This window comes from Eubacterium sp. F2 (assembly GCF_046244355.1).
In the GTDB taxonomy this organism is placed as follows: Bacteria; Bacillota; Clostridia; order Peptostreptococcales; family Anaerovoracaceae; genus Aminicella.
This window is the reverse complement of record NZ_CP176393.1, coordinates 391020-404149: the sequence shown is the minus strand read 5'-3', so window position 1 is coordinate 404149 and position 13130 is coordinate 391020. Positions and strand designations below refer to the sequence as shown.

Below are 13130 nucleotides of genomic sequence, written 5' to 3'. Positions count from 1 at the left end.
GTTGTTTGGAGAAGGGAGAAAATTATGAAGGACGAAAAGAAAGCTGTAAGCAGCGCTCCTGAAAGTTCGTCTGACGGATTGAAGAAGAACCTTGGTGTCGGTACTGCGCTGGCAACGGTAATCGGCTGTGTAATCGGATCCGGTGTGTTCTTTAAACCACAGGCAATTTTTACAACTACCGGAGGCGCTCCGGGAATGGGCATCCTCGCCTGGCTCGTCGTAGGCATCATCAGCATCTGCGCGGCACTGACCTTTGCAGAAGTTGCGGTGCTGATCCCGAAAACAGGCGGAATTGTCACCTATATCAGAGATATCTACAGCCCGAGACTGGGATTTGTCTGCGGCTGGGTGCAGGTTCTCCTGTTCTACCCGGCAATGATTTCCGCGCTGGCTGTAGCATTCGGCAATCAGGCAGCCATGTTTGTCGGCCAGAAATTCGCTGTCCCGATGGCACTGGTCTGCATTCTGATTCTGGTTATCGTGAACTGCATCAGCGCCAAGGCTGCCGGAAACCTGCAGATCGTATTCACCATATGCAAACTGGCACCGATCATTCTGCTGATCATCTTCGGATTCCTGAAGGGCGGAAGCTCCCAGCCTCTGATGAGCCCGATGATCGGAAAAGGCGTCAATCCGGTTTCCGCAATGGGCATGCTGCTCGTATCCGTTCTGTTTGCTTTTGAAGGATGGACCGGTGTAGGAGCCATCGCCGGAGAGCTGAAGAACCCTGGAAAAGACCTGCCGCGCGCGATTGTCGGAGGAGTTTCCGTAATCACCGCGATTTACCTGATCGTAAACCTGGCCTACCTGAAGGTCATCCCGGCATCCCAGCTGGCAGCCATGGATGCGCCAGCAGCCGCAGTAGCCATCAAGCTTTTCGGAAATGTCGGAGGAAAGATCATCGCTGTCGGCATCATGATTTCCGTATTCGGTGCCTGCAACGGATTCGTACTTTCCGGATCCAGAGTCATGTACTCCTTGGCTGTGGAGGGACTGTTCCCGAAGCATAAAATGTTCGCAAAGCTGAATAAATCCCAGGTTCCGGTAAACTCTATCTACCTGATTTCCATCATCGGAGCGATTTATTCCCTGAGCGGCCAGTTCAATACACTGACCAACCTCGCCGTATTCGCATGCTGGACCTTCTACACACTGAGCTTTGTCGGATGCATCAAGCTCCGCAAGGATCATCCGGAATGGAAGAGAACCTATAAAGTTCCTCTGTATCCGATTGTTCCAGCTATTGCAATCGCCAGCGGACTCTTCGTCGTCGTCGATCAGCTCTTCCTGGCAGGCCTTCAGACCACAATCCTGTCGGCATGCAGTATCGTTGTCATGCTCATCGGTGTTCCAGTCTACAAGGCACTGGAAAACAAGCTGGAGAAGGAAGAAGCCAGCGTAGAGAGCAAGTGTGCGTAATTGAAGAAGGCGTGCAGATGAGGATTGCTCGTTGAAGAAGTGTAAATGAGAACTTGACAACTTTCTGTATTAACCATACAATTAACCCATACGATTTTTGTGAAATAACATAATTTATGGGGCGTGGACAGAGAAATCTGTTCAGGAAAAGGCCATTTCGCGATGGTCTTTTTCTTTTCTCTGAATGCAGACGGCCCCATATTTTGGGGACAAAAAGAAAAGAGGCAAGGATGAAATTCGGACTGATTGGCAGAACACTCGGACACAGCTGTTCGCCGGAGATTCACCAGAAACTGTTCCAGGCGCTGTACCAGGAGGGAAACAGCTATGAACTGCTGGAAATGGAGCCGGAAGAACTGGAAAGCCGCCTGAAGCAGCTGGCGGCAGAAGGGTATACGGGCGTTAACGTCACGATCCCGTATAAACGAGCAGTTATGCCCTTCCTGAAGGGGGTCTCTGCAGAGGCAGAGGCTATCGGCGCGGTGAACACCATCAAATTTACGGAAGATGGCATGTTCGGTTTTAATACCGATTATACGGGCTTTGGAAGGTCGCTTCTGGGAATGGGGGCAGATCCTCATGGAAAGGTCTGTGTAGTTCTGGGCACCGGCGGTGCCGCAAGGGCCGTCGTGCAGTTCCTGGCTGACCATGCCCCGAAAGAGCTTCTGGCTGTATCCCGTCATAAAAATGAGCAGGACGAATTCCGGGAATTTTTGGAAAAGAACGGCGGCAGTCTGATTTCTTATGAGGAACTCGACGGCAGAAGCGGAGATATCCTGGTGAACTGCACGCCGGTAGGAATGTTCCCGAAAACCGGAAAGGCCGCGGTTTCTGAAGAAGTGGTGAAGAATTTCCACGCAGCCATGGATCTGATTTACAACCCGAAGGAAACGGAGTTCCTCAGAATGGGAAGAGTCAATGGCCTGAAAACCAGAAACGGCATGTACATGCTGACGGCACAGGCTGTAGCTGCGGAGGAAATCTGGCAGAATCTGCAGGTCCCTGAAGAAATCCTGCAGAAGATTGCGGAGGACATGGAAGCATGACGGAAGAGAAAAAGAAATCGAACATTATTCTGATCGGAATGCCGGGATGCGGAAAAAGCAGTTTCGGACGCCGGCTTGCAGAAGCTCTGGGCCGTCCTTTCCGGGATGCAGATGACGTCCTGGTGGAGCGGGAGCATAGAACGATTAAAGATTTATTCGATGAAGGAGAAGACGCCTTCCGGGATGCGGAAATCCGGACAAGCCACTATTTATCTGGGGGAAACGGCCTGGTCATCGCATGCGGAGGCGGAGTTGTGGAGAGAGAAGAAAATATCCGCCTGTACAGGGAAACGGGTACAATCATCTTTCTGGACCGTTCCCCGGAGGCCATCATGGGAGATGTGGAAACCGGAGGACGCCCGCTTCTGAAAGAGGGAAAGCAGAGAGTTCTGGATCTATACAGCAGACGGATCGGAAAGTATCGGGCGGCTGCCGATTACACGGTGAAAAATGACGGAACGGAGGAGCAGGTCCAGGAAAAACTGCTTCGGCTGGTAAAGGAGGAAAAGCTGTGAAGAAAATCGGATCCGTGAAACTCGGAGATGGCATGCCAGCAGTCTGCGTTCCGGTTATGGGGAAAGACTTCAGCGAGTTAAAGCACAGTCTGGAAGCTGCAGGGCAGGTTCCCCATGATGTCGTCGAGCTGAGAATGGACAGTCTGGAACAGGCACAGAGTAAGGGAATGGTCAGAAAAGCCTTATCCCTTGCTAGGGAAGTTTTGCCGCAGATGAATCTGCTGTATACCTTCCGGACGGCGGAAGAGGGCGGGGAACAGGAAATTTCCGAAGATCGTTATTTTACGATGCTTGGTGAAGCTGTGGAATCCGGTCTTGCGGACGCTGTTGACATAGAGTTTTACAAGGACTGTGACAAGATCAGCGGGATGATAGAAAAGGCGAAGAAGCAGAAGGTATTCGTGATTCTGAGCTCCCATGATTTTCAGAAGACGCCGCCGCGTGAAGAGCTGATTAATCGCCTTATTACGATGCGGGATCTCGGCGCGGATGCGGCCAAGATCGCCTGCATGCCGGAAAATGATGAGGATGTGTTTACCCTGATGGGCGCGACTGCAGAGGTAAAACGCAGATTTCCGGATCAGCTGCTGATCACCATGGCCATGGGCGGAAGAGGAACACTGAGCCGGATCGGCGGAGAAACAGACGGCTCCTGCCTGACCTTCGGATGCGCGGAAAAGGCCTCTGCACCAGGCCAGATGAATGCCGGGGATCTCCGGAAAATCCTGGAAAGCATCCATTCGGCCGTGCAAAAAGTATAATGTATACATAACTATACAAAAAAGTTTTTAATGGCAATAAAAATATTTTATAAAACGACTGTATTGATATCGGAAACGCACACATGCATAAAAATGTGATTTTATGCAGATGCAGTCGTTTCAAGGCATTTAGAGAAAAGTGAGAATAAGGAGCGGGGGATAAAATCCCCCTGCTTTTTATGTGTTGATCATGTGACAGGAAAATGTCAGGAACTTGACCTTTTAGGATTTATGGTTTATATTTGATATAGCTGAGGAGATATTGGGGACAAAATTTGTTTACTAAGCATGAATGTGTTCTGAATACGGAACATTGTATGCAAGCAGTTCTGCCGCCGTTTCTCCGGGCATGGTTCATTTATTATTTTCTTTTTATTACAATTTAATTACAGTTAGGAGTTGAGTTTTTTGGCTACATTCTTACTTGGAATTGTCATCCTGATTGTAGGCGGAGCTCTCTATGGTACATTATGTGAGCGCGTCTTCCAGCCTGACGACCGCGAAACTCCTGCTTATGCGAAACAGGACGGAGTTGACTTCGTACCGATGGCAACTTGGCGTAACTGCCTGATCAACCTGTTGAACATTGCGGGAACAGGCCCGATCCTCGGACCTATTCAGGGTATCCTGTTTGGACCTATCGCACTTATCACTATTCCTATCGGAAACGTAATCGGCGGTTCTTTCCACGATTATTTCTGCGGCATGATCTGCACACGTGAAGGCGGACTGCAGATGCCTGAGATGATCAGAAAGTTCACCAACAAGGGCGTATACATGGTATACAACATCTTCGTTTCCGTACTGCTGCTCCTCGTTGGTGCTGTATTCGTATACACACCTGGAGACATTGCGGCAACGCAGGTATTCCATTTCTCCGGACTCGCAACAGATCCTAAGACATGGGTTATCTACGGAGTTATCTTTGTTTACTACCTGATCGCTACAGTATTCCCGATCGATAAGATCATCGGAAGAGTTTACCCGATCTTCGGAATCATTCTGGTATTCTCCGCAGTCGGAATCTTCTTCGCTCTGATCTTTGAGAAGATGCCTCTGGTCAACATCTGGGATTCCTGGAACACATCCAGCTTCAACTATGCTGCTTACTTCAAGGCAGGACACTTCGTTCCTATCTTCTTCGTAACAGTAGCCTGCGGAATTCTGTCCGGATTCCATTCCACACAGACCGCGCTGATTTCCAGAACAATCAAGACTGAGCATGAAGGCCACTGGACATTCTACAACATGATGATGTGCGAAGGTTTCATCGCTATGTGCTGGGCTGCCGGCACAATGGCTATGATTCAGCTGACAGCTGCTCACGGCGGCATCAACTTCCAGCTGGATCCTTCCACAGGAGTTATGAGCTACTTCCAGAACGTTAATGGCACAATGACAGCCATCTCCGCTACATCTGTAGTAGGTGTTGTCTGCAAGTACTGCCTGGGTTCTGTCGGTGGTACAATCGCTCTGGTCGGTGTTATCATTCTGCCGATCACATCCGGAGACACAGCACTGCGTGCTCTGCGTCTGATGGTTGCAGATACATTCCATATCAAGCAGGATAACAACGCTAAGCGTTTCGCACTGGCTGTTCCTATTTACGCACTGACACTGATCATCCTGATCTGGGCTAAGTTCGATCCAAACGGATTCACAACACTGTGGAGATACTTCGCTTGGTCCAACCAGACCATGGCACTGTTCGCACTGTGCGCAATCATGATCTGGATGATTGTCAACAACAAGAAGAAGTTCATCTGGATGCCGATGATTCCGCTGGCATTCTACTCTGTAGTATGTGTATCCTACATCTGCAACGCGCAGATCGGATTCCACCTGCCATGGAAGGCATCCTACATCATCTCCTTCGTTGTTGCGATCGTACTGATTGCTATTTCCATCCACACAGGAAACAAGCGTGTTGCAGCAGATCATTCTCTGAATTAAGAGTGACGATGCAGACGTGCTGATGAGGCATGGAAAATAAATACGAATTGCTTATGAGGCCGCTGCATTTTGCAGCGGCCTCATTTTTATCGCGGACAAAATATACACGCGCAAGAGGAATACTGTTCTGGCTGTGCTTGAACATTGCATAGAAAGGGAATAGGTAATTGGACAGAAAAGGTGTTTCCTTGCCTGTTCAGCCTTTGTCCGGAAGACGGACGCATATTGGAAGCGGAGTGTCTTCCGTAAATCCGAAAACAGAAGCAGAAGGGGGAGCCTGACATGGAAAATAATGAAATGCTGGATTTTCTGAAGGAAGAGGGGATCAGCGACCGCATCATCGATGAGATCAAGTACTTCAGAACTTACTATAAACTGGATGGAGATCTGGAGGATCGTGTCCCGGTGCCGCAGTATAAGTATTATGGAAAGGAAGTCTGGGAAGAGGCGATCACCGCGATTCTGGCGGGTGAGAACATTCTGCTGGACGGACCTAAGGCCACCGGAAAGAACGTCCTGGCGCAGGGCCTGTCCAATGTCTTTCACCGTCCGGAATGGGATATTTCTTTCTACATCAATACGGACTCCGCGTCCCTGATCGGAACCGATACATTCGAGAATGGAAAAGTCGTTCTCCGCAAGGGACCGATCTATCAGGTAGCGGAAAACGGCGGATTCGGTGTGCTGGATGAGATTAATATGGCGAAGAATGAGTCGCTGGCCGTTCTGCACGCAACGCTGGACTTCCGCCGCTTCATCGATGTTCCGGGCTATGATAAGATCAAGCTGCAGGAATCCACGAGATTTATCGGAACCATGAACTATGGTTATGCGGGAACCCGTGAGGTCAATGAAGCGCTGGCATCCCGATTCGTGGTGATCCATATGCCGGTCATCACCAAGGAGGGCCTGAAGAAGCTGATCACGGACAAGTTCCCGAATCTGAAAGATGAATATAACGAGCAGTTTGCGGATCTCTTCATGGAGATCAGAAAGAAGTGCGAGAGTGGAGAAATTTCCACCAAGGCCCTGGACCTGCGTGGACTGCTGGCGTCCATTCATATGATGGACAGAGGCCTGGATCCGGTACGCGCTCTGGAACTGGGCATGGTCAACAAGTGCTTCGACGATTACGAGCGTCAGCTGGTGGATGATATGGTATCCGTCCGCCTGCCGGGAGACCTCACAAGAGATAAGATTTTTACGGATTAGGGATAAGAGGCAGATATGCAAGTCACAGATTTTGAGAAAAAGCGCGCACTGAACCTGATCTGGAATGCCGCGCAGGACTATGACGCGGACCCGGGATTCAGAGTCTATGACGATGAAGGACGCGCAGATCTGTATTGGAACTGCATCATCGGCGCGATCTGGAAACATTATGACTGGAGCAAGCTCTACGATTTCTATAAAACCTTCAACGGGCTTGTGGATCAGGGCATGTACGAGAATTTGTTCTGGATTATGTTCGAGAACGGCGCGTATGAAAAAGAAAAGAATGAGCGTCCGGTTTTCCCGTATCTGCGGAAGGAATACGCGAAGAAGACCATTCCGCATATTTACGCGTCCATTAACGCCAGCCGTGCGGACTGGCTGCTGGAGGGTCATCTGAAGCGTTCTCTGGGAGAGGACTGCGGTCTGCCGGATCTGGTCGACCGTAAACTTCTGGACGCGCTGGAAATCAGCGGAGACCTGGACACGGATCAGGCCCTGGACCATCTGTCGGAGACTCTTTCGCAGTTCTTCACCTATCATCGTCCGGCGCCGGGAGAGAAGAAAAAGAAGTTTGAAATCAATCCGGTCATGCATCCCTTCCTCTTCGTAAAGGCGAGGAAGGCGCATGAAGCCATGGGGCCGATGCGGAAGATGGCCTTCGGATTCGGTGAGCATCAGTCGGAATACGGCGGTTCGCTGGTGGACCAGAGTCATATCAAGGTTTCCTTCTCCAAGTATTCTGCGCAGACGGATGAAGGCCTGAAGGAATATATCAAGAACTACTTTGGCAAGCCTGTGATGAAAGAACAGGATATGAAGCAGATGGAAAAGGACTACTGCACGGGAAACCACAGGGACGTCCATCTCTACTTCACCAGCGGTGACTATGATCAGGATATGCTGAATCAGGGATTTGCCGGAAAACAGCTGCAGCTCGCGGTAGAGCAGCGTAAGGTGAACATGGATAAATTCCATGAGCAGGAGCAGAAGCACCGCGTGACCATCGACCGGCTCACCAGCCGCATCCGGAACTCGGTTCTGATGCATATGGAGACGCAGCAGGTAAACGCTCCGACCGGTATTCTGCAGGCCAATCGTATATGGCGAGGACTGTATCTGGATGATGATACAGTATTTAAGAAAGAGATCAAAGGCGATACCGGCGATATCAGTGTGGATATTCTGATCGATTCCTCGACTTCACAGGTACACAGAACGGAAATGGTTTCTGCCCAGGCCTATATTATTGCAGAGAGCCTGACGCGCTGCGGAATTCCTGTGCGTGTGCTGGGATTCTGCGCCATGAACGGCTACACGATCATGAACGTCTACCGGCGTTATAACGACCCGCGAGAAGCCAACCGGAATATCTTCCGTTTCTATACCACCGGAGCCAACCGTGACGGACTGGCCGTCCGGATTACCACGGGACTGATTAAGAAAAATCATGCCGATCACCGGATTCTGATCATCCTTTCCGATGCCAAACCGAATGACATGATCAAGATGCAGTCGGATGCCGGTGTGCTCCGGGATTATGCTGGAGACAACGGAATCGAAGATACTGCGGCAGAGGTGCACGCGGCCAGAATGGCCGGCATCAACGTGCTGGGAATTTTCTACGGCGCAGATGACGATCTGCCGGGCGTACGGAGAATGTACAACCGCGATTTCGTCCGGATCCGTTCCTACGACCGCTTTGCGGATACCGTGGGAAGCCTGCTGCAGACGCAGATTACGAGTATTTAACGAGGAGCTGTTATAAGAACTTAGCAGAGAAGAGACAGCTGCTGTATATGAAGTGGAAAACAGATTGCATGGCTGCTGGACTGAAATTTCAGGATAACAGGCCGCTGCACCGTGCGCAAAACAGCATGGTCGGCGGCCTCATTAACAATTAACACGATTTGGATCCCGGATCTGCCAGCATCTTAAAGTTCGCTGAGCAGTTTCCCATATTTGCCATGGAGTCTGCATTGTAGATTATTGATATTCCCAAATTCTGGGAAAAGAATATCCGGTTTCTTATCCTGTACCGTATTCAGACTGGCCGCGGAAAGCACAGCCTCAGATCAGCGTATGAATGGCGCCGTCCAGGACCTGAAGCGGGCTGAAGATGACCGGGTCGTTATTTCTCAGGCGCATCTGCTGTGCGCCGAGGATTCCGCCCGGCTGATCCGGAAATATCGCTGTATCATACATATTTCCGAGACCGGATGAAATTTTCACCAGAATCAGGCGCATCTTGCCGGGATGTGCAGTAAAGTTGAACGTTTCTGACTGGCAAGAATTCAGAAAATCCTGGTTTTCGGCTGTCTTCAGCATTGCTCTGCGGATTTCCTGAAGAATTCTGTCCGCGGTCCGGTGTGCAGCTTCGATTCCTTCTGCTGTTCGGCCTTCTCCTTCCTGAAACAGGAAATCAATATGCAGGATCAGATCGTTCCACGCAGGGGTTCCGGCACGGTCAAAACAGACATGTTCGGAAAGAATTCCTTCTGACGAACCAATATTGGCCGGCTGGTATCCGGTTTTATCTTCCACGCCGTTGAGCATTGCCCGGATGCCGGAAAGTTCAAGGGTGATCCCTGTTCCTATATTGAAATCGATGATCGTGTTGACATAAGGATTGCGGCAGACGAGTCTCCCCTGAAGTCCGATATAGCTCAGGCCGACAGAGGGAATGCCGTGTTCACCGAGCGCGCGGATGACTTCTGTAAAATCAATGTGGTCATTTTAATGCTCGGTCCAAGTCCCATAAGTATGCTCCTCTCTTTCTGAATCAGAAGAGATTATTTCCCGGTTGGAAATGGATCCGGATAATCGGAATGAAAATGATTCAGAATGTAACGGATGAAAAGTTTGGTGAGGGGAGCAGCATTTTTTGTGTCTTTGATACCGATTCCCAGAGTGCGGGAATACGGGGGATCCAGCGGAAGGTTGAGTACATCCGCCGGCGCGTTGTTTGTGGAGAGCTTCGGAAGCATGGCTGCGCCGAGGCCATGTTCCACCATGGCAATAATGGTCTTATCATCTTTAGAAGAATACCGGACATTGGGAGTGATGCCGGCTTCATTTAAAGCGCGGTGAATATCGTATTCAATTCCCGCCTGAGAAATGATGAATGGACGTTTGTCAAACATCTGAATCGGGACAGATGTCTGTCCCTTCAGCAGAGGAAAGTCCGGCGGCAGAACTGCTACGATCGGATCTTTTGTAAGCGGGAAAAACTGAAGCGGACTGTTCTGGTTCTGGCTGTAGAGGCAGAAGTCCACCTCATTGTCCACCGTCCAGCGTTCCAGGTCGTCACTGCCGCCTTCCTTGATATTAAAGGAAATATTCGGATGAGAAGTCGAAAAATCTCGAAAAATATCCGGAAGGAGATGCAAAGCAATACTGGAAAATGTGCCGATCGTCAGCGTGCCGACTTCCAATCCGTGAAGATCATAGATGAACTGCTCCACTTTCTCATTCTCGTTTAAAAGTGCGTTGATATGAGGAAGGAGCTCTCTGGCAACTGGTGTCGGGTGGACTCCGTACCGGTCACGCACAAAAAGCTGGATTCCTGTTTCCTTTTCCATGGATTTCAGCATATGGCTGATGGCCGACTGGGTGTAGCCCGTCAGGTCAGCGGTCTTGGAAATGTTCTCTGTTTCCGTCGTCAATACAAAGATTTTGCATTTTTTTATGTCCATATATTCTCTTGCTCCGTTTGAACTTTGTCTGTATTCTAACGATCTAAGCTATATTATAGATAGATATGAATTAAATTCAATTCTATCAATACTATTTGTCGCTATACAAATACCTTCAATTTCATTATAGTAAAGTCAGAGGGATAAAGCAACACAGAGTAGTAATAAAAATAAGATTATGAATCGCGTGTATATTGATCGAAACGGCCTGTCGATCGCATGGGAGCAGCAACTCCGAGCGTCATCAGTACACAAACACAATCAAGGATGTTGATATACTTAATTACTGCTTGAGAAATCAGAACAGAATTCTCTGTTTTTTGTGCTGATTTCCGTGAAATACAGATATATACAGATTTTCAATATTGCCCGCTGCCTTTATTCTTCCTCATAAATGGCAGCAGGCATATTATCTTTCCATTGAAAATACTATCTCCGCAGTCATAGAATAAGAGGCGGATTTCTTCATCTATTCTGTATTCCGTGTGAAATCTGGAAATCTTAACATGCAATTGCGGAAAAATATGGTAATATAATAGAAAGGAATGTGCGAAGAATTTTTGGAATGGGAGATTTATCATGCAGAAGAACATAGCTTTTTTTACCTCAGACTGGAATTATCAACTGGTCAACCGGTTTCTGGAAGGAATGGAGCAGTTTCTGGAACTGAATCCGGATGTCGATATTTCTGTCTTTGATGAGTTCGGCGTTTATGGAAGTGAAGACCCGCAGGATGTGGCAGACGATTTCTTCTATCTGCCGGATTTGACCCGCTACGATGGAGTGATTCTGGAAGGAAATCAGTCCTGGCCGGGAGAAATGCGGCAGAAATTTGCCGATTACGCGATGGGGATGGGACTTCCTGTCGTTTCAATTAATTACCAGCTTCAGGGCGTAACCTTCGTCGGTACGGATAATTTTGAGGCTGAGAAAGAAATTACCGAACATGTAATCCGTGCGCATGGAGCCAGAAAGCTGCTTTTTGTAAGGGGACTGAGACGCAGTGAAGAGGCGCAGTCCAGAGAACAGGGATTCCTGGCGGCCTGCCGGGAAAACGGCGTCGGATCGGCCAACTACCAGATCGTCGACGGATCCTGGTCCAAGGAGAGCGGCTATGATGCTGCAGAGAAACTTCTTCAGGATCACGGCTACGATGCGCAGGCTCTTCCGGATGCAGCCGTATTAAGCAATGATGATATGGCAGTCGGTTTCTGCGACTGCATGAAGAAATACGGAGTCAGAGTCCCTGAGGATATTCTGGTTACCGGTTTTGATAATCTGACAATCGGCGCCTTCCATGAGCCGCGTCTCTGCACCATTGAACGTGATTACCCGGGAATTACCTACACCGCCCTGACGGTTCTGAAGGAACGTATTGAAGGAAATGCGGGCGGCGGAAGCGATTGTATCTACAGCCCGCACCGGCTGGTAAACAGCGCGTCCTGCGGATGCCCGAATGATCCGGACGACATCGAGCGCCTGAAGAGAAATTATCATGAGCAGGAACTCTACATGCAGACTTACTACCGCAGACAGTCTGCCATGGACAGAGCGATGCTGGATGCTGAGGATCTGAATGACTTCATGGATACATTCGAGAAGTTCGCCCCGGTACTGGGTGCCCGCAATGTATATCTGATGATCAATGCCGGCTATCTCCGCCAGTATGAACGTGAACGCATCGACGGAGCATATTCCGGACAGGCCGAACTGATGGCTGTATCCGGAGAAATGGCCGGATCCATGAAACTGAACGAAGGAACCCATGTCTACAGTGAGTTTTCGGCAAAAAATATGCTGCCAGAGGGAATCCCGTCCAGGAACCGCCTGCTGATCTTCTGCCCGCTGCACTATAACAAGGTGCACCTCGGATATGTCGCCATGGATGGAAGATCTCCTTCCATCGAGTTCAATTTTCTCCAGACGACACTGATGCTGATGGAAAACGCGATGGAGAATATCCGGAGAACCCATCTGCTGAAACAGCTGAACCACCGTCTGCATACTCTGTATGTAAAGGACCCGCTGACCGGATTATACAACCGGATCGGACTGGAACGCTTCGGCGCGCCGATGTTCGACCGTCTGCGGAAAGAGGAAAAGAATGTCCGCTTCTGCTTTATGGATGTTGATAATATGAAGGAAATCAACGCGATCTACGGATATGAGATGGGCGATACGGCGCTCCGCATGCTGGCGGACAGCGTCAGCGCGATCTGCAGCGAAGAAGGATGCTTCGGCATGCGTTACGGAAGCGATGAATTCCTGCTGCTGGGAGAAACTGACGGAGACCATATCGGTGAACGCCTGGAAGATGCAGCCAACAAGGCGGCAAAGGACAGCGGATACCCGTTCCGTCTGCGGATCAGCCTTGGCCAGTTTGTTTTGAAAGCTGATGAAAAACTGTCCCTGGAAGCCTGCATCAACAAGGCCGGACAGAAAATGATCGAAGACAAGAAACACCACAGCGCGTAAGCGCATGAACGAGCCGGTCTGGCGGAAACATCAGGCTGGGGATAATGAGACAGA

The 13130-nt window shown here is 49.6% G+C and carries 10 protein-coding genes; 8 read left to right on the top strand and 2 right to left on the bottom strand.

The window, feature by feature from the left end; translation table 11 throughout:
• Nucleotides 1-24: 24 nt before the first annotated feature.
• The 7 genes from ACI77B_RS01585 (at nucleotide 25) to ACI77B_RS01555 (ending at nucleotide 8658) form a co-directional block, all read left to right on the top strand.
• On the top strand, nucleotides 25-1419 hold the full coding sequence (locus ACI77B_RS01585) for an APC family permease (RefSeq protein ID WP_409337073.1): 1395 nt from the start codon (nucleotides 25-27) through the stop codon (nucleotides 1417-1419).
• Between the two features lie 230 nt (nucleotides 1420-1649).
• A complete protein-coding gene (gene aroE / locus ACI77B_RS01580) occupies nucleotides 1650-2465 on the top strand; it encodes a shikimate dehydrogenase (protein ID WP_409337072.1) in 816 nt (271 codons plus the stop codon).
• Complete coding sequence (locus tag ACI77B_RS01575) at nucleotides 2462-2980, top strand: shikimate kinase (RefSeq protein WP_409337071.1); 519 nt, start codon at nucleotides 2462-2464, stop codon at nucleotides 2978-2980. The genes aroE and ACI77B_RS01575 overlap by 4 nt, the downstream gene beginning before the upstream one ends.
• Nucleotides 2977-3741, top strand: a complete 765-nt coding sequence (gene aroD / locus ACI77B_RS01570) for a type I 3-dehydroquinate dehydratase (protein ID WP_409337070.1) — start codon at nucleotides 2977-2979, stop codon at nucleotides 3739-3741. Before ACI77B_RS01575 ends, aroD begins: the two co-directional genes overlap by 4 nt.
• 408 nt (nucleotides 3742-4149) lie before the next feature.
• Nucleotides 4150-5694 (top strand): carbon starvation CstA family protein, encoded by a 1545-nt coding sequence (locus ACI77B_RS01565; RefSeq protein WP_409337069.1) that lies wholly within the window; start codon nucleotides 4150-4152, stop codon nucleotides 5692-5694.
• A gap of 282 nt (nucleotides 5695-5976) precedes the next feature.
• Complete coding sequence (locus tag ACI77B_RS01560) at nucleotides 5977-6906, top strand: AAA family ATPase (protein ID WP_409337068.1); 930 nt, start codon at nucleotides 5977-5979, stop codon at nucleotides 6904-6906.
• Between the two features lie 15 nt (nucleotides 6907-6921).
• Nucleotides 6922-8658: a cobaltochelatase CobT-related protein gene (locus ACI77B_RS01555; protein ID WP_409337067.1), complete on the top strand. Its 1737-nt coding sequence runs from the start codon at nucleotides 6922-6924 to the stop codon at nucleotides 8656-8658.
• A gap of 318 nt (nucleotides 8659-8976) precedes the next feature.
• Here the strand turns inward: ACI77B_RS01555 and ACI77B_RS01550 are convergent, their stop codons facing one another.
• Both ACI77B_RS01550 and ACI77B_RS01545 read right to left on the bottom strand, forming a co-directional pair.
• Nucleotides 8977-9450 carry a hypothetical protein gene (locus tag ACI77B_RS01550; RefSeq protein ID WP_409337066.1) on the bottom strand — a complete coding sequence of 158 codons (474 nt, stop codon included), beginning with the start codon at nucleotides 9448-9450 and terminating at the stop codon, nucleotides 8977-8979.
• Between the two features lie 248 nt (nucleotides 9451-9698).
• A complete protein-coding gene (locus tag ACI77B_RS01545; RefSeq protein WP_409337065.1) occupies nucleotides 9699-10601 on the bottom strand; it encodes a LysR family transcriptional regulator in 903 nt (300 codons plus the stop codon).
• A 579-nt stretch (nucleotides 10602-11180) separates the two neighbouring features.
• Between ACI77B_RS01545 and ACI77B_RS01540 the strand changes: the two genes are divergently transcribed.
• Entirely contained in the window at nucleotides 11181-13076 is a 1896-nt protein-coding gene (locus ACI77B_RS01540; RefSeq protein WP_409337064.1) for a substrate-binding domain-containing protein, read from the top strand.
• Nucleotides 13077-13130 lie beyond the last annotated feature (54 nt).